Source organism: Vreelandella hamiltonii (assembly GCF_014651795.1).
Lineage (GTDB): Bacteria > Pseudomonadota > Gammaproteobacteria > Pseudomonadales > Halomonadaceae > Vreelandella > Vreelandella hamiltonii.
On record NZ_BMXO01000014.1, the window covers coordinates 79,720 to 98,306 of the forward strand.

Here is an 18,587-nt window from a genome sequence, read left to right on the forward strand (position 1 = left end):
CATGACGCTGCCTGCCGCTTCTACCACCTCCGTGCAACTGCCCGCCGAACTGGCGGGCATGCCGCTGGCACTGAGCCTGGTCGAAAGTGCTTCCACCGCAGCGCTAAGGCGCCAGGCCGCCTCGCTGCTGCAGCGGCACCTGGGGCTGGCAGTGGCGGAGTGCCTGTTCGTAGAGGGCAGTGGCCGCTGGTTGGGTCGTGACCATGATGACGTGCAGTTTGATTGCACGGATTTCAGCCACCCCTACGCGCATGTGATTCGCAGTGCAAAGCCCTTGACCCTGAGTGTCGCAGACGCACGTAGCCGCCTGGACCATCCGGGATTCCAGGCCCAGCTTCTGGCGCTGAAGGCATCTCAGCAACTGCATGTTCGGCCGCTGCGAGCTGACGATGGCGCTCGTGAGTGGCTGGGGGTGCTGCTGATGGTAGGGCCTGCGCCGGTGTTGGAGGCTTTGCTCCAGCATCCGGGCATGGCCGCCTTCGAAGCGCTGTTGTGTCGCTTATGGTCGCGGCTTGCCCGGGAGCAGGGCGAGCGCCAGCGCTCTCGAGTGCTGCGTGAATCCTTGGCCAAGCTCAATGATGGTGCCCGTCGCCGAGCCTTGGCCGACCAGTTGGCCAACGACCTGCTGGGCCAGTCACCGGTCATGAACGAGTTGCGACAACAGGTCATTCGGGCGGCCGAGACCAACCTGGCCGTGCTGCTGCAAGGGGAAACCGGCACCGGCAAGGACCGTGTCGCCCGGGCCATACACCAGTTTTCGGGCCGCGCCGATGCCCCGTTCATGGCCATCAACTGTGCGGCGATACCGGAATCGCTGCTGGAGTCCGAGCTGTTTGGCCATACCAAAGGGGCCTTTTCAGGGGCCGACCAGGCGCGTGAGGGGCTGATTAGCCAGGCAGATGGCGGCACGCTGTTTCTGGATGAAATCGGTGACATGCCCCTGGCGCTGCAGGCCAAGCTGCTGCGCGTACTGGAGAGCGGCAGATATCGGCCGCTGGGCTCCAGCGAAGAGCGCTGTGCCGACTTGCGGCTAGTGGCAGCGACCCACCAGCCGCTGCGAGAGCAGATCAAAGAGCAGCATTTTCGCGCCGATCTCTACTACCGGCTGGGGCAGTTCCCCATCACGCTGCCACCGCTATCCGAGCGGCGTGATGACATTGCCCTCCTGGTGCAGTCGTTCATCACCGACTTCTGCTCTCGGGAGGGGCGCGAGGAAATGGGCATTACCCCGGCAGCGCTGCGCCTGTTGGGTCGCCGTGACTACCCGGGCAACGTCCGTGAGCTGAAAAACATCGTAGATTACGCCTGTGCCATGACCCCGGCCCATGTGGACATCGAAGCCCATGCGTTGCCAGGGGAGACGCACGACAAGGCCGAGGCCTCCTTGCGTCCGGAAGCTCCTCCCGGGCTACCGGTGGGAGAGGAGGTGGATGACCTTCGCCAGGCGCTTCGGGAAGTGGAGTCCGCGATCATTCTGCAGCGATTACGTCGTTTTGGCGGCAATCGAGCGCAGGCCGCCGAAAGTTTGGGATTGCCTAAGCGAACGCTGGCACACAAGTGCCAGCAACTGGAATTGGATACTAAATGAACGTCAAGCCGCTAATGCCACACTGGCTCATCCTGAGCGTACTGATTGCAGGCCCGTGGTCGAGCGCTTTCGCGCAGGCAGACGCGAATGCCGTGCTGTTGGAACAGGCCCGTGCCTGCGCGGAACAAACGTCCAGGCTGGAACGCTTGAACTGCTTCGACGCTATTTTCCAAGCGGATGACGAGCCAGTTTCTACAGATGCCTTGCCAGCCCTATGGCATGCCATCGAGCGTCAGGAGTCCGCGCGGGATCAGGACGATGTCGGGCTTCTGGTGCACACCCAAGGCGAAGATGTGTTGATGAGCGTGCCCGCACTGGGAACGACACCGCCACGCCCGATCCTGGTCATGGCCTGTGAAAAACTCATCACGCGGTTCCAGCTGCATCTGCCGACCCCGCTCAACGAGGCCCGGGTAGACCTGCAGCTCACGGGGAATGGCATGGCCGTTCAGCAGCAGTGGCGGGCACGGGATGGCGGGCAGGTGCTGAGCGGAGGACGCGGGTTGCCTGCCATCGATACCCTGCGCCAACTGCTCAATGCCAATGAAGTCACGATGCGCAGTGACGTCGCCATGCTGGATGGCTTGCGTTTCGATGTTTCCGGGTTGCGTGAAGAGATCCAGCCACTACGCAACGCCTGTCGATGGTAAGGGAGTCTTGAGATGCGCATTACCGCAGAGTCTCAGTTAGCGCCGCTACTGGCCCCCTTGTCGCTCAACGACGATGGCGCTCCGGTCGGCCAGCCAGTCGAAGACAGCCAGGACTATCTGACCCTGGATGCCGAAATGATGAAAGTGGGGTCCTTGCAGCACGCCAACGTCGCCTGGGAAACCGCTGAGGAACTGGCGGTACGCATGCTGAGCGAACGCAGCAAAGACCTGAAAGTGCTGGGCCACTTGCTGCACTGCATGCAGCAAGGCAGTAACCCCGTACGCTTTGCGCTGTCGTTGCGGCTGTTGGCCCGCAGCGTGGCACAACCCTGGTGGGAGCACGCCTATCCCTTCGCCGGCAAGCGTGGTGCAAAGCTCAGACCCAGGCTATTCCAGCAGTTCCTGCAGCGCAGTATCAAGCTGGCGGAAGGGCTCGATTTTCAAAATGCCGACGATGAATTCGACGCGTGCCAAACCTCACTGAGCGAGTTGCAGCATCAGGTCGCCGAACATTCACTGCCCACCCAAGGGGTGGATGAGCTGGCGCGACAGCTACAGGCCAAGCAGCCCGTGAAGCAGGCTGCCCCAGCCCAGGCTACGGCCTCGGCACAGGCCACGACGACCCAAGCCGCTCCCGCCTCGGCGGGGTCGAGTGCTTCCCGGACGGAGAGTGGTGGCGGTAGCGCCAAAGCGCCAGAACTGCGCCTGGAAGCAGGCAACGAACGGGCCAACCGCCAGGCGCTGCTGAAAATGGCCGAGTTTCTCGCGGAGCAGTCGGTAGGTGAACCATTGGCCTATCGCCTGAGGCGTTACGCCGTATGGAGCACGATCCAGGCGCTGCCCGCCGCCAAGGACAGCGGCAAGACCGAGCTGGCGCCTGTTTCTGCCGACCGGGTTGCCGAATACCGCGAAGCGCTGGCCAAGGGCGGTGACACGGCCCTGTGGCAGCGTATCGAAAACAGCCTGGCGCTGAGCCCTTACTGGCTGGAAGGCCATCGGTTGAGCGCGAATCTGGCCAAGCAGCTGGGGCACCTGCGCTGTGCCGAGGCCATTCGCGATGAGACGCAGCGGTTCGTGGATCGCCTGCCGGGCATCGACACCCTCACCTTCAACAGCGGTGCCGCTTTTCTGGATGGCGAGACAGCCCGCTGGCTGCAAAGCAGTGGCGGCAGCAGTGACAGTGCAGGCGGCGCCAACGATGCCTGGCAAAGCGGGCTGCAAGAAGCACGTGAGGCGATGGAAAGCGGCGATATGGGCGCGGCACTGAAAGTGCTGGATCAGGGGTTGAGCCGCGCTCGCTCACCGCGTGAAAGCGCGTACTGGCGGCTTGCCAGTGCCGAGCTGATGGAAGAGTCGGGGCTGGAGAGCCTGGCGCAGCACTACTACCGGACGTTGCACCAGACGGTGAGCGAGTTGGCGTTGGAGCAGTGGGAGCCAGCGTTGGTATCACGCCTGAAAACAGCCGTTCAAGAAACACAGTGACAACGGTCATCATCATAAGGGACGAGGGATAAAGACTCATGTGGTCAACGTTAATGTCGAAGCTAAGCCGCTGGGTGCCAGGCCTATCTCGTGCACAAACCGCGCAGAATCGAGCCAATGCCCATGGTAACAAGGCCAAGGGCCTGTTCAGGCTTTCCACCCTGCTGTGGACACTGCTGCTGGTCGTGCTGGTGATTGCCATCTGGTGGCTGGGGCCAAACTGGGAAGTCCGCGGTGTGATGCCCCTGGCCGCGTTGAGCAACCGGTTGTTGGCAACCCTGGCCGTCGTGACGGTGGCGGCCATCGTCTGGGGTGTGCGGCTGGCACGCCGACTGCGCGAACTGGATGACCAGCGGCAGTTGGAGGAAGCACGCCTGCAAGACCCCATCATGGGCCAGGTCGAGCGCCAGGAGGCCTCGCTCAACATGGTGCTGAGCGAAATCGAAGGCAGCCTGGGCGGCGGAGCCAATAGCCGCTACCGTTTGCCCTGGTACCTGGTGATGGGCGTCGAGAATGCCGGCAAGACCAGCCTCATCAACCGCTCCGGGCAAAACTTCGCGCTGACGCACGTCATGAAAGCCTCAGGCCAAAGCAGCAAGCAGGGCCAGCTGGGCTTCGATTGGTGGATTGGCGATAAAGCAGTCCTCATCGATCCAGACGGCGAACTGTTGACCCAGGGCGCCATGGAGCAGGGCGAGCCTCAAGCGCTGCAAAGCCGCTTGTGGGACCACTTCGTGGACTGGCTCGAACGCCACCGTGCCCAGCGCCCGCTGGATGGGGTGGTGCTGGTGCTCGATCTGGCACGGTTGAGCCATGCTCAGGTGGCGGTACGCAAGGCGTATGCAGCCCTGTTGCGTGGCCGGCTGCGTGAGCTGATGGAGCGTCACGGCACACGGCTTCCGGTCTATGTGACGTTCAGCAAGATGGACCTGCTGCATGGCTTCGATGACTTCTTTCGCCACTACTCCCGCTCGGCGCGCAAGGCCCCGTTAGGCTTTACCTTTACCCCGGATTCCATGCACACCCAAGGCGCCTGGGAAGAGGAGTTTGCCGCCCAGTACGACGCCATGCTGACGCGGCTGAATCAGCAGTTGCCCACCATGCTCTCGGAGTGCCGCGACCGTGACGAGCGAGAGTCGGTCTTCCGCTTCGTTCGCCAACTGGCCGGGCTGCGTGATGTACTGCTGGGCTTCCTGACCGAAGCGCTCTCCAGTGACCGTTTCTCAACGGCGGCCATGGTGCGCGGTACGTACTTCACTTCCGTGTACCAGCAGGGGGTGCCTGAAGACCCCTTCGTGGATGCCGCTGCCCGCCGCTATGGCATGGAAGACAGCGTTCAGCCTGCGCACCGAGCCACGCGCAGCGCGCTCTACTTCACCGAAGAGCTGTTCGAAAAAGTGATCTACCCCGAAGCCGGGTTGGCCAGTGACAATGCGCGTGTCACGCAGCAGCGCAAACGCGTGCGCACGCTGAGCCTGGCGGCCTGCTGTTTGATGGGGGTTGGCCTGGTAGGGGGATGGGCACACTTCTATCAGAAGAACAGCGTCTCGCTGGCGGCGGTGGAAGAGCGGGCCGAAACCTTTCTGGCCACGCAGCCGGAGGCGTTCCAGAGTGACGACCCCAGCGGCTATGAGCTATTGGAGCCGCTTGATCGCCTGCGCCATGCCCTGGCGACCTTCGAAGGCTACCAGACGCATACCCCGTACCTGGCCGACATGGGCCTGTATCAAGGCCATATCATTGGCGCCCAGGTAGAGCGGGCCTATTTGGCCATGCTGGAGCATCAGTTCCTGCCTGCCCTGATGATCGGCATCATGGACGACATGAACCGCGCCGAATCCGGCAGCAACGCCAAGCTGGCACTGCTGCGCATACTGCGCATGATGTCCGATGCCAGTGGTCGCCAGCCCGAACGGGTAGAGCGCTTCATGGCGCAGCGCTGGCAGGGCATGTTCCCCCAACAGGGGGACATTCAAGGCCGCTTGATGACGCACCTGGAGTACGCGCTGGCCCATAGCGATCTGGAAGGCCGTATCGCCACTGGCAGCCAGCGGGCCGAATACGCCATGGCGCCACTGCAAGGCAGCATCGCGGCAGCCCAGGAAGAGCTTGCCCGTCAGCCCATCGACGAGCGCGTCTACTCGGCGCTCAAGGCTGCTGGCAGCCGTCAAGGCGAGCCGCTGGATCTGCGCCGCAGCGTAGGCACCCTGTTCGATACGGTGTTCATGGCGCGTAACGACGACCCAGAACACGTGCGCTTGCCCCATCTGGTCACGCGCAATGGCTTCGAAAACTATTTCCTGCAAGAGCTGGAGCGGGCCACCGACCTGGCGCTCATCGATGCGTGGGTATTGGGGCAGCGCGACAACATCAACTTCAGCGATGCCGACCGTCAGCAGCTGCAAGCTTCGCTGCGCGAGCACTATGTCGCGGATTACCACGCCAGTTGGCGCGATGCCCTGCGCAACACCCAACTGGTGCCGCTGCCGGATATTCGTCAGGCCATCGTCGTGTCGGATGCGCTGGTGGGTTCACAGCGCCCGCTGGATCGCCTGCTGGCTGCCGTGGAGCGCAATACCAGCCTCTATCCCGAGCTGCCCAGCGACGACGATCAGGCCCGCGAGGCCCTGCGCCAGTCGCAGCGCTATCAGTTGGCCCTGGCCATCGAGCAGCCCTTTACGCCAATCAACCAGCTAAGTCAGGAGCGCAACGATAACCCGTCGTCGCTGGACGAGATCAAGACCGCCGTCACGGCCCTGCGTGACTACCTGATGGATATCGAAGAATCCAGCGATTCCGGTCGTGCCGCGTTCGTCACGGTACGCGACCGTCTCTCGCTGCGTGGCAACGACCCCATCCACAACCTGCAGCGCATTGCCGACAACACGCCCGAGCCCGTAGGCCGCATGCTGCATGATCTGGCTGACCAGAGCTGGCAGTTGATGATGGTCAGCGCCACGCGGCATCTCGAAAACCAGTGGCTGGATGAAGTCGTGGCGCCTTACCAGGAACGCCTGGCGGGACGTTATCCGCTTTCGCCCGGTGCAAGCCGTGAGGTATCTCTGAGTGATTTCGAGGACTTCTTTGCGCCCGGCGGCACCCTGGATGCGTTCTATCAGGACAGCCTGAAGCCCTTCATCGAAGGCGCGCCCGAGTATCTGGTGGATGCCGAAGGCAACTCCCTGCTGCGCGACAGCCTGTATACCGCCGTGCAACAGGCCGAGCAGATTCGTCGCGCCTACTTCAGCCGAGACGGCGCGCTGGACGTCGAGTTTGCCCTGGAGCCCGTCAGCCTCAGCCCGGACAAGCGGCGCAGCGTGATCAGTGTCGATGGTCAGCTGATCGAGTACGCCCACAGCGCCAGCCAGCGCGTGTCGATGATTTGGCCCAATGCGCTGCGTGGCAGTACCGAAAGCCGCATCACCATGGTGCCTAGCGAGGTCAATCGTTCGCCGCGCAGCATCAGCCAGGATGGTGCCTGGGCGTGGTTCCGTCTGCTGGAGCAGGCCGATATCACCAGCGTCAGCGAACGCGAACTGGAACTGCGCTTCAACGTAGACGGCGGCACCATGCGCTACCGCCTGTTTGCCGATAGTGCACCCAACCCGTTCACTCGCCCGTTGGCGGCCGGCTTCCAGCTGCCTTCGGCACTCTATGCCGAGCGAAGAGACGATGCTGACCAAACTTAAGCAGCTGTTTCGCAGCAGCCAACCTCAAACCACCAAGCGTAAGCAGCGCAAGGGCAAGACCGCATCACGGCCCTTGGCAGATGCACGCCATGCCGATATCGACAGCTTCATCGAAGCGGTCTACCAGGCCGATGCAAAAGGCAACTCACCCTGGGTGCTGCGCGATGAAAGCGTACTGCAAACCCTGCGGCGGGCGCTGGAATTCACCGTGCACAAAGGTGTCTGGCTCCAGCAGCAAGATGGCGAAGTCGCCCACTGGCAAGGGCGCTTGCTCTCTTTACGCCATGGGGAAGTGCCACCACTGGGCATGGTGCTGGCCTGCCGTCCAGACGACGAAGCTGCCTGGCAACTGCGGTTTTTTTACATCAGCCAGGAGTGGAAGGGCAGCGGCCATGGTACGCGCCTGCTGATGGCCATTCGACGCAGCCTGAGCGGCGTCCCGCTGCAAACGCGGCTGCCGCTCTCCTGCCACTCGGCCATCGACAGCCTCGAAGCCGCCGGATTCACGCGGCAATACGTCGATGCCTTCGAGGTGGCGACTTACGAAGCCCCCGCCAAGTGGGATGAGTAACCGATCAACGGCGCGGTGGAGCCGTTTTGGAAAGGAGTACCAACGATGGGTCAAAAATTTGTTCTTGTAGGCGATGTCGGCACCGACCATGACGGCTTTCCGCCCACACCGGTAACGGCGGGTAGCGGTACGGTGATCATGGATGGCAAGCCCGTGGCCCGTGTAGGCGACCCGCTGGAGCCCCATGACAAACCCAAGCATCCGCCTCATCCCCGCGCCATTGCGGAAGGCTCCGGCTCCATCTTCATCGATGGCAAACCCGCTGCGCTGTCGGGCCATGCGGTGGACTGTGGTGGCGTAGTGATTGGCTCTGGTTCAGGAGAAGGAAGCTGACATGACTAGCACCGGACTGCATTTCACGCTAACACTCCCCGGCGTTGACGACGTGGCCGTGATCGACTTCACCCACCGTGAAGCTCTCTCCCAGCCCTTCGAACTGGCCCTCAACCTGGCCAGCCGCGACGGCAGCCTCGATGCCGCCGACCTGCTGGATCGCGAAGCGAGCCTCACCATTTGGCAAGATGGCCAGCCGCTACGCACTCTTCACGGCATCGTCAGTGAGTTTGGCCGGGGTGACCGGGGCCACCGCCGCACCTTCTATACCCTGGTGCTGCGCCCCGCCCTGTGGCGCCTCTCCCTGCGCCAGAACTCGCGTATCTTCCAGCAGGTCGACCCGCTCACCATCATTAATACCCTGTGCGACGAGCGGGGTATTACCGATGTGCGCTTTGCCGTGACCCGCGAGCCGGAAAACCGCGAATACTGCGTGCAGTACCGCGAGACCGATCTGGCCTTCATCGAGCGCCNTCCCCCCAGCGCCATGTGCGCAAGCTGCGCCATACCGCTCGGGTAGCCACCGCCTCGGCCACCCTCAAGGACTACAGCTTCAAGACCCCCGCCTATGCCCAGCTCCACGAGCACCAGGGCCGCGACGTGGAAGCTCACGGCCAGCGGGACGACTACGAACACTACGACTACCCCGGCCGCTACAAGCAGGACGCCTCCGGCAAGCCCTTCAGCCGCATCCGCCTGGAACAGCTGCGCCGCGAAGCGCTCACCGCCCACGCCGACAGCGACCTGCCCGAACTCGCCCCCGGGGTTCGCTTCACCCTCACCGACCACGACACGGACACCTTGAACCGCGACTGGCAAGCCATCGACGTGGTGCACTACGGTGAGCAACCTCAGGCCCTGGAAGAGGATGGCGTGCTTCTCGGTGGAGAGTCTCAGGGCGATGCCAACGGCATGACCCGCTACTACAACCAGGTCACCCTCATCCCCGGCGACGCCCCCTGGCGCGCCACCGCCAACCCCAAACCGCGGGTAGACGGCCCCCAGGTGGCCTTCGTGGTGGGCCCGGAAGGCGAAGAGATCCACTGCGACGAACACGGCCGGGTCAAAGTGCAGTTCCCCTGGGACCGCTACGCGGAGCCAGACGACACCGCCAGCTGCTGGGTCCGCGTCGCCCAGGGCTGGGCAGGCGGCGGCTACGGCAGCATCGCCATTCCCCGCATTGGCCACGAAGTGATCGTCTCGTTTCTGGAAGGCGACCCGGACCAACCGCTGGTCACCGGGCGCACCTACCACGCGGTGAACACCGCCCCGTACCCGCTGCCGGAGCACAAGACCCGCACGGTACTGCGCACCCAGAGCCACAAGGCCGAGGGCTTCAACGAACTGCGCTTCGAAGACGAAGCGGGCGAAGAGCAGATATGGCTCCACGCCCAGAAAGACCTGGAGCTGCTCACCCTTAACGACCGCACCGAAGAGATCCGCCACGACAGCCACCTCAAGGTGCACAACGACCGCATCAGCGAGATCGACAACGACGACCACCACACGGTGCATCACAACCGCCACACCCAGGTAGACGGCGACGACCACCTGATCATCGACGGCACCCGCCATGAAAAAATCGGCCAGGCGCAGTTGTTAGAAGCAGGGCAGGAGATTCATCACAAGGCCGGCATGAAAGTCATCATCGAAGCCGGTGCGGAAATCACCCTGCAAGCCGGGGGCAGTTTCCTCAAGATCGACCCCAGCGGCGTCACTATGGTCGGCCCCCAGGTCAAGATCAACTCCGGCGGCAGCCCCGGCTCGGGCAGTGGGCAGGCGGCACAGGGGCCGCAGTTGCCGGTGGAGGCAGTGGCAGAGAGCCATCAATCGATCGCGCCTATTAACCGCTCGGCTCAGCTTAAAACGCTGCTCAAGGCACCGGCCCGCTGCGAGATTTGTGAAGATTTGAGCCAGGGAAATAGCTAGATGGAACGCCCCCAGAGAGTGACGCATGCATTGGTAGACGGCGTACGCTTCCCCAATGCGCTTCAGCGCTTATATCGCCGTGATGACCTTCAGGATATCGAACCACTCTACCTGATGACCCGCTGGTCATCGCTGGCCGAGCAGGGGCCTATTCTGGTGCATCTCCAGGGGGATGGCTTGTTAGGTGACGTGTGCGACAACGACGATGCCGAGCTATATCGAGCGCTATCTTTTTTGAGTAGTCACGCCAGCATGAGGGAGTTGAGCCACCACCTGGCACAGTTCGTGACGTTCAGTGTGGAAGGGCACGAGCAGTTGCTTCGCTTTGCAGACCCCCTGGTCACCCGTCACTGGCTGAGCAGTTATGGCGATACCTTGCCAGCTGAGCTGATGGGCCCCCTCGACACCTGGTGGGTGGCGGATTGGGCGCCTCTCTGGGCCGATCCTCGTACCGTGAGCTGGCAGACGTTCTGTGCTGGCCAGGCCTCCTCGGAAAATGGGTGGCAGCGCACTTTTCCTCCCATGGGAAGCGCGCAGCTCGCCGCGCTGGATGCCGTCGATCGATGGCAGCTCAAAGAGCGTCTGGCGGATCATTTCAACCAGCACGCGGTGGCATCGTGGCGTCAGTTGCCGTCGGCGGAGCGCGGGCAATGGCTCGATGATCGCCTGGACGATGCCATTGCGTGGGGGGCTCATACAGAACGGCAGTTGGCGATTTGGCTGAGCTTGAGCCTGGAATGGGGTGAGCACTTCATGACCGAGCCGTATGGGCTCTATGCCCGCTGGTGGGCGCAACTGCCCGAGCCGAAGCCGCGCTCAAGGCAAGAGCAACTGTATGCATTGGATGCCTGGAGCCGAAGTCCGGAAGCCACGCCACATGGCCGTGCCCCGGCATCACTCTTAAACGACGAGGACACTCATGGATAACACGGATGCTCAGGCACGCAATGCCGCCTTCGATGAAACGCCGATTGGCGGCGGTGTGTGTCCTTTACTGCTGGATGTCACCCTGTTTCCCGTGCGCTATGCCATCGATGAAGCGCCTGAACAGGCGGGTGCACCCCACCCTCACTCCTTGTCTGAACAGTGGCAAGGCCCGGGTTACCCGGCTATCGACACCCGTGGTTACACACTGAGGCAGCTGCGCGACGGGTGGCTGTACGTATGGGTCGAGGAAGATGGCGAGCAGCGGATCGACGAGTATGTCGTGGAAGGGGCCACGTTCAATGGTGAGCCGCACCTGACCTATTCGACGTGCAACGCCATCGCTCTGGCCTACTCCCCGGTGCAGTGGACCGAGCGTATTCGCGAGCACATGCTGGAAAACGCCGAGGCGCGCCAACGAACCATGCGCTCCGTGAACCTGATGTCGGCGATCAGCGACACCGCCGATGGCACCTCTCTCTCGGCCCACGTGGGCCCCTTGACCCAGTTGGCAGAGCACGTGGCGGATATCACGCCCAATGGTGCGGTGGAGGGTTTTACCAGCACCACCGTCTCGACCATTGAGAGAGCCGAGACGGCGGATGCCAGTGATGGTGACGGTGATGAGGAGAGTGTTGTCTATCCGCTCTTGGCCGTAAAACCCGAGATCACCCAAGACAGCGTGCTGGCCGCCGTGGACAACCATGACGAAGCCTTGTTCGTCGCCCTGGATGACGATTTGGGTATCGTCAATGACCTGACGATGGCCTTGGTGGGCCGTGAAATGGAGCTGGAAGCTTTTCTGGAAGAGCACGGCCATCAACTTGAAATCGCTCAAGTCGTCAAAGCGCTGTGTCTGATCGATATTGACGACCTGATTAGTGACGACGTTCGCCAGGATCCTGAGCGTTATCGAGACATCATGCTCAAGACCGGTGAATTGCTCGATGCCATGAAAAATGTCACCAATGGGTCAGATCATACCCTGCTTCGTAGAGAGCAGCGCATCATGCAACTGCGTGAAGAGTTGATCGATCTGGGCATGCCGACGCCACCGGGCCGCCATAGCCCGCTCTATGAAGAGTGGCATGGAAAAGAACTGCCACGTTTGGATGCCAGGTCGGAGGAGGCCATTGCGTTTCTGGCCGAAAAAGCGCCACAGCTCGAACGCTTGCAAGCCCATATCGACAACAGCCTGGCCGATTTTACGGTGTGGCTCGAACGGCTTCCCCTCTCAGCCCAATCGCTTTGTTTCGATACCGTCGATGCCGAGCAAAACCGAGCGATGCACGAATGGGGATGTATGGCCGTCGAAGTGCTAGGTGCCACGCAGGGTGGCCGTGCATGGCTGGATGATACGTTTCACAACCGTGATTCATTGATCAGCGTGGCGATGAGCAACTTCGACCCGGCCCTTGCCGAAGCTCTCGACACCATTGCGCGTCACTTCATTGCGCAAGGCACCGAGGATGGTCAGCCCGCCGATAGTGGTGTCACGGCGACAGGGGTGGTCAGCCAAGCCAATGCCGCGCTGGGCGTGCTCTCGCTGGAAGAAGTACAACGCCACCCGGCCTATCAAGCGCTTGCCCCGCATGTTCAGGAGGCGTTCGATACCCTTCGCAGCGAGGTCAGCAGCGCCTCCAAAAAGCTTTGGGAATCGGTTAGTTACCAGTTTCTGCCCTCATTGAGCGCCAAGGGGCAAGTGTCCATGGAGAAAGCCGCCAGAGCCTTGGTGCACTCCATGATGGTAGTCATGGTCCACCCGGACGTAGCCGCTACTGACATTACGATCGATCTCGATTACGAAGCCAGGCATCGCGAATGGCGGGAGCAGGCATGGCGACTCACTGGCGAAATTCGCACGGAAGAGTTACGCAGCCGCCGCGAAGGCCAAAGTGCCCAACAGCGCACCGCCAGTAGTCAACGACTGGAGGCATTAGAGCAACAGCGCTACGAACACGCTTTCAACGAACCCAAGCGTATTACGGCTAACGAGGGAGCCGGTGGAGGTATCGATCAAAGCGCAGCAGGCAACCAGGCCCGAGCCAGCAACCTCTCCAGTGCGGGCTATTACGAACTGCGTGAACAACACCGTGTGAAATTGACCAGTGGTGCCAGTGCCGCACGCCGCCACATGGCAAACCGCGTAGAGCAGTTAGGCGGTGGTCTGGCGCTATTGATCGCAGGGTTGAACCTCTACAACTTCATTGATGCCGCTCGCACCGCCCAAAAAGAAGGCGTAGATGATGAAGGCATGCGCCAACTGGCCGCGACCACGGGGGCCGCGACGGCGGCTGTCATGAGTTTGTGGGTCATGCCGTTTTGGAACAAGTATGCGAAGCAGACATTTCAACTATCTGGAAAGATGACGGCTGTAGCGGGCGCAGGAGTTACAGAATGGTCAAGCCAAGGGAAACACCAAACAGCAAAACTCGCTACTAAGTTAGCGACGCGTATGGCAGGGCTATCAGCCATAGGTGCAATTTCTGCTGGTTTGGAGGCGTATCAAAGCTACCGTGATTTAGGTAAAGCGACAAGTGGTCAAGAGCAGTTGGCGCTGACCATAAAAACTTTTTCTGGGGTTGCTATGACAGGTATAGCGGTCGCTCAATTCGGTGGAGCTGTGTTGGGTCGCTGGTTTGCCTTTTCTTGGATATTAGGGCCTAAAGTTGCAATCGCCCTGTTTGTCGCTGGTGTCATTCATCTAATCTCATCTCACTTTGCCGCACGCTATAACCGCGAAGGGGTACGTGGGTGGTTATATAGCAGCACTTGGGGCCAAGGCGACCTGGCATGGGAGGACAGCGAAGAAGGTAATAAAAACGAGTGGCGAGCCCTGATGGAAATTCTGCTTCAGCCCACTGTGAAGCTCACCAGCGTCACTGATCTGGAGTTTGACACATCCAACATGAGCTATTTCGGGACGGGCAAAATGAGCCGTACGTATCAGGGCTACTGGGTGCAAATCGCCTTTCCCGCTATGCTGGCGGGTGAAACCGTCAAGCTATCCGAAAATGCCCGAGGCGGGTTCTGGGCACCTGCCAGCAGCTATGAACAAAGCCCCACCCTACAAGGTGAACGGGGTGCCGTGCTACCCGCCGACGCTGGCTATGGCACTGGCGATGTACGCGTATGGCAAGCCTGGATTCCCGCCAGTGAGCAGGCTGAGCGCGAGCCGTTTGTAATGACAGTGAATTATGCAGAGACGCTGCTTGCATCATCAGAAAGCAGCTTGGGCTTTACCTTTTACAAGCCGAATGCCACCCGAGGCAAAAAAGAGATCGAGCCCAATAGCGAAGAAGGCCAAGGCATCAGCCTGCCCGCCCGCTTTGACATCACGGTACCCATGAATTTAGAAGAGTAAGGATATTGATATGTGGTTTGTACAACCCAAACAGGATTATGTCTCTCAGATACCATGGAAGCATGCGGATGAGCCTGCCGTCATGAGTTGGCAAATTCGTGCGCGCAATTATAACACATTTGTGGCAAATATATTATTGTCGGTGCTGATGATTTTTTATATAGGGTTGGCCTATTTCACATCCCTTTTAGCAGAAACTTTATTTTTTTCCCTTTTGCTAGGGCTTGGGATGTATTTTTTACTTGTTTTGATTGCTATGAGCATGACTCATCAGACCTCTATCCTTGTTTACCGGTTTACAGATCAGCATGCAGAGGAATGTTGCTGGAAACCCCAGATGGAGTCTGTAAAACCATTTTTGAAATGGTCGGCTATTATCTCGATGCCAATTGTTCTAGTGCTTATTATTATGGATCCATCGCTGCTCATTACCAGCCTGGGGCCGCTGGCGATGGGCTTCGCGGCTTGGATGATGGGGACATCAAAAGGGTATCAAGCGCTGCATGGTACTCAGCACCATGAATATGACTGGACGAAGGCTGAAGAAATTGTGGCATGGCGTAAGCGTAATTTAATTGGTTTGCGCTTTACTTATCGTAATGATGAAGGTGGGGAATACTCTACGTATAGTACTGTTTACTGCCATCCAGAAGATTTCGATAAAAATGTTGAGTATTTTCGAAGTTCGTTACCCAATGTTTCTTATCAGGAGCGAGAGCTCAAGGTTTTTAGTAACTTTGCTTTGTAATGCAGTTTGGGGCATTGAAACAAATTGGCGTGTCTGTAACCGTTTAGTATATGCCAAGTTCGGTAGATATAAGCGCAAGGGGAAGGTAGGAAGAGGTAAACGGAACAGCTATTATGACACGCACGAAAGGAGAGTTGCGCGCAAATCACCTTTCCCGCTGTGCTGGCGGGTGAAACCGTCAAGCTATCCGAAAATGCTCGAGGCGGGTTCTGGGCACCTGCCAGCAGTTATGAACAAAGCCCCACTCGACAAAGTGAACGGGGGGCCGTGCTACCCGCTGACGCTGGCTATGACACCGGCGATGTACGAGTATGGCAAGCCTGGATTCCCGCCAGTGAACAGGCTGAGCGCGAGCCGTTTGTACTGACAGTGAATTATGCAGAGACGCTGCTTGCATCATCAGAAAGCAGCTTGGGCTTTACCTTTTACAAGCCGAATGCCGCCCGAGGCAAAAAAGAGATCGAGCCCAATAGCGAAGAAGGCCAAGGCATCAGCCTGCCCGCCCGCTTTGACATCACGGTACCCATGAGTTCAGAAGAGTAAGGATGTTAATATGTGGTTTGTACAACCCCAGCAGGACTATATTCCAGAGATGCCGTGGAAGCATACCGATGAACCTGCCATCATGAGCTGGCAAATCAGGGCGCGCAACTATGATACACGTGCAGCTAATATTTTGTTCCTAGTTCTAATGGTCGTTTATTTTTTCGGTGCCTATTTTTTTCTTCTCTATTTGGAGAGTCGTTACTTTTTACTTTTTTGGTAGGAGGGGGGCTTTTTTTGTTAGCTGGTCTGATTGCCATGAGCATGACGCACCAGACCTCTATCCTTGTTTACAGGTTTACAAAGAAAAATGCTGAAGTGTGCTCCTGGAAACCACAAATGGATTCAGTAAAACCATTTTTAAAATGGTCCGCTATTATTTTAATGCCGATTGTTCTGGTGCTGATTCTCATGGACCCCTCGCTACTCATTACTAGCCTAGGGCCGCTGGCAATGGGCTTTGCGGCCTGGATGATGGGATCATCAAAAGGCTACCAGGAAATAGCCCGAGGAAGTCGACATGAAGAGATTGACTGGACAAAAACGGAGCATATCAAGGTCTGGCGAAAACGAAGCATGATTGCGTTGACGTATCAGTGGAAGCCTTTCAAGCGTAATTCTAGCTATCGACCGAGAACACACCTTCTCTACTGCCTTCCCGAAGAACTGGATGACCGCATTCAGTTCTTCAAGGAGCACCTACCTGATGCTAAATATGAAGAAGGAAAAATTGACATACCATAAAACTCGGCTTTTCGCGAGCCGGTGGTGTTACATTTTGAAGCGAAGGGGCTGATATAAAAAGATAGTAAAAAGGCCCCGTTCAAACGCGTGATGACCCTGCTGTCAATCCTGCATCAGTCCTCGGTTAATCTCATGAGAGCATTGCGGAGGGAGAAAATATCACGAGCGTATCAGGGCTGCTGGGTACAAGTCGCCTTTCCCGCTGTGCTGGCGGGTGAAACCGTCAAGCTATCCTAAAATGCCCGAGGCGGGTTTTGGGCACCTGCCAGCAGTTATGAACAAAGCCCTACCCAACAAGGTGAACGGGGGGCCGTGCTACCCGCTGACGCTGGCTATGGCACTGACGATGTACGAGTATGGCAAGCCTCACTTCCCGCCAGTGAGCAGGCTGAGCGCGGGCCGTTTGTACTGACCGTGAATTATGCAGAGACGCTGCTCGCATCATCAGAAAGCAGCTTGGGCTTTACCTTTTACAAGCCGAACGGAATGCTGGTCATTGCCATCAAGCGAATAGCCCCCGTTTTTGCTGAATATTCTTTTTGGGTATATTAACCTTTCAATAAAGAATTTCCAGCGTTTACGCCTCGCCGTTAGGCTTATAACTATTGTCCAACTTAGCCAAGCGCCTTGCTGTTGCAGGCGCTTTTGGCGTTGCTAAACAGGTGAATTATGGCGACTACCTCAATGGTGGCTCCGGTCTCGTACCGCGTGCCCCTTCTGGCCATGGCAGCGATTGTGCTGGGGGCGCTCGTGATTGGCGTCATTTTTGGCGCCAATATCGGGCTGCTGATGATCGTGGGCGGCCTGCTGGGTATGGTGCTCTATCACGCAGCGTTTGGCTTTACGGCGGCCTGGCGTGTGTTCATTACCGAGCGTCGTGGGCGTGGCTTGCGGGCGCAAATGATCATGCTGGCGATTGCCGTAGTGCTGTTTTTTCCGGCGCTGGGGGCGGGGTCGCTGTTTGGTACGCCGGTGAGTGGCTTCGTCTCGCCGATCGGCATTTCGGTGTTGTTCGGTGCGTTCATCTTCGGTATCGGCATGCAGTTGGGCGGCGGCTGTGCCTCGGGCACGCTGTTTACCGCTGGCGGTGGTAATGCCCGTATGCTGATTACCCTGGTGTTCTTTATCGTGGGCTCGGTCATCGGGTCTGCGCATTTCACCTGGTGGCAAAGTTTGCCCGCCTTCCAGCCGGTGTCGTTGGTCAACGTGGCTGGCGTTGGGGGCGGTATCGGCATCAGCCTGGTGCTGTTTGCTGCCATCGCCGCCTTTACGGTGATCATGGAGAAGCGCCGTCATGGCCAGCTGGAACAGGTGCCCACGGTCGATAAGCCCGGTGTGGAGCGCTGGCTCACGGGCCCTTGGCCGCTGGTGGCGGGGGCCGTTGCCCTGGCGCTGCTTAACTTTGCCACTTTGGCATTGGCGGGTCGCCCCTGGGGCATTACCTCGGCCTTTGCGCTGTGGGGCGCCAAGGCGTATGAGCTGGTGGGCGGCGATGTGAGCCAGTGGGGTTATTGGCAAGCACCGGGTAACGCGGCCGCGCTGGAAGCCAGCGTGTGGAGCGATATCACGACGGTCATGAACGTGGGCATCATGCTGGGGGCACTGGCTGCCGCCCATCTGGCCGGGCGTTTCGCACCGAATTTCCGGATTCCGCTGCGCTCGGTGCTGGCCGCTGTGATCGGTGGCCTGCTGCTGGGGTATGGTGCGCGCTTGGCGTTTGGTTGCAATATCGGTGCTTACTTCAGCGGCATTGCGTCGGGTAGCCTGCATGGCTGGGTCTGGATGGCGGCGGCGTTTGCGGGCAACATGATCGGCGTGAAACTGCGGCCGTTTTTCTTTGCTGGCGAAGAGGGGCGTCGCCCCACGGCCAAGAGCTGCTGATCGCTAGCGTTTTGGTTTCTTCGATGAACACCTCGGCCATGGCCGGGGTGTTTTTTATGGCCATTCTCGGCCCTGTTTCTACCTTTGTCGCACGACCATGTTACATTACGCACAAACGTCGCCAACGCCCAGCGTTGCTGC

14 protein-coding genes and 1 pseudogene are annotated in these 18,587 nt (G+C 59.5%); all 15 read left to right on the forward strand.

What is annotated here, in order from left to right:
- Position 1 precedes the first annotated feature (1 nt).
- The 15 genes and pseudogenes from IE061_RS13910 to IE061_RS13975 all read left to right on the forward strand — a co-directional run bounded on the left by IE061_RS13910 (position 2) and on the right by IE061_RS13975 (position 18,446).
- On the forward strand, positions 2-1,588 hold the full coding sequence (locus IE061_RS13910; RefSeq protein WP_052196474.1) for a sigma-54 interaction domain-containing protein: 1,587 nt from the start codon (positions 2-4) through the stop codon (positions 1,586-1,588).
- Positions 1,585-2,238: a type VI secretion system-associated protein VasI gene (gene vasI, locus IE061_RS13915; protein WP_084123818.1), complete on the forward strand. Its 654-nt coding sequence runs from the start codon at positions 1,585-1,587 to the stop codon at positions 2,236-2,238. Before IE061_RS13910 ends, vasI begins: the two co-directional genes overlap by 4 nt.
- A gap of 12 nt (positions 2,239-2,250) precedes the next feature.
- On the forward strand, positions 2,251-3,720 hold the full coding sequence (gene tssA, locus IE061_RS13920) for a type VI secretion system protein TssA (protein WP_193461858.1): 1,470 nt from the start codon (positions 2,251-2,253) through the stop codon (positions 3,718-3,720).
- 38 nt (positions 3,721-3,758) lie between these two features.
- Positions 3,759-7,409, forward strand: coding sequence for a type VI secretion system membrane subunit TssM (gene tssM / locus IE061_RS13925; RefSeq protein ID WP_193461859.1), 3,651 nt, complete (start codon positions 3,759-3,761; stop codon positions 7,407-7,409).
- The gene (locus IE061_RS13930) at positions 7,393-7,980 is read left to right on the forward strand and encodes a GNAT family N-acetyltransferase (protein WP_193461860.1); all 588 of its coding nucleotides are present in this window, start codon (positions 7,393-7,395) and stop codon (positions 7,978-7,980) included. The genes tssM and IE061_RS13930 overlap by 17 nt, the downstream gene beginning before the upstream one ends.
- Before the next feature lie 45 nt (positions 7,981-8,025).
- Positions 8,026-8,313: a type VI secretion system PAAR protein gene (locus tag IE061_RS13935; RefSeq protein WP_039182381.1), complete on the forward strand. Its 288-nt coding sequence runs from the start codon at positions 8,026-8,028 to the stop codon at positions 8,311-8,313.
- A gap of 1 nt (position 8,314) precedes the next feature.
- Positions 8,315-10,242: pseudogene (locus IE061_RS13940) on the forward strand (type VI secretion system Vgr family protein).
- Complete coding sequence (locus tag IE061_RS13945; RefSeq protein WP_193461861.1) at positions 10,243-11,169, forward strand: DUF4123 domain-containing protein; 927 nt, start codon at positions 10,243-10,245, stop codon at positions 11,167-11,169.
- Entirely contained in the window at positions 11,162-14,530 is a 3,369-nt protein-coding gene (locus IE061_RS13950) for a T6SS effector BTH_I2691 family protein (protein ID WP_193461862.1), read from the forward strand. Before IE061_RS13945 ends, IE061_RS13950 begins: the two co-directional genes overlap by 8 nt.
- Positions 14,531-14,540: 10 nt before the next feature.
- Entirely contained in the window at positions 14,541-15,278 is a 738-nt protein-coding gene (locus IE061_RS13955; RefSeq protein WP_193461863.1) for a hypothetical protein, read from the forward strand.
- Between the two features lie 267 nt (positions 15,279-15,545).
- Positions 15,546-15,821 carry a hypothetical protein gene (locus IE061_RS13960; protein WP_193461864.1) on the forward strand — a complete coding sequence of 92 codons (276 nt, stop codon included), beginning with the start codon at positions 15,546-15,548 and terminating at the stop codon, positions 15,819-15,821.
- Positions 15,822-15,831: 10 nt separating this feature from the next.
- The gene (locus IE061_RS18120) at positions 15,832-16,044 is read left to right on the forward strand and encodes a hypothetical protein (protein WP_230478474.1); all 213 of its coding nucleotides are present in this window, start codon (positions 15,832-15,834) and stop codon (positions 16,042-16,044) included.
- A 35-nt stretch (positions 16,045-16,079) separates the two neighbouring features.
- Positions 16,080-16,565 (forward strand): hypothetical protein, encoded by a 486-nt coding sequence (locus IE061_RS13965; protein ID WP_230478475.1) that lies wholly within the window; start codon positions 16,080-16,082, stop codon positions 16,563-16,565.
- A 312-nt stretch (positions 16,566-16,877) separates the two neighbouring features.
- Positions 16,878-17,117, forward strand: coding sequence for a hypothetical protein (locus tag IE061_RS13970; protein ID WP_193461865.1), 240 nt, complete (start codon positions 16,878-16,880; stop codon positions 17,115-17,117).
- Between the two features lie 117 nt (positions 17,118-17,234).
- A complete protein-coding gene (locus IE061_RS13975; protein WP_193461866.1) occupies positions 17,235-18,446 on the forward strand; it encodes a YeeE/YedE family protein in 1,212 nt (403 codons plus the stop codon).
- Positions 18,447-18,587 lie beyond the last annotated feature (141 nt).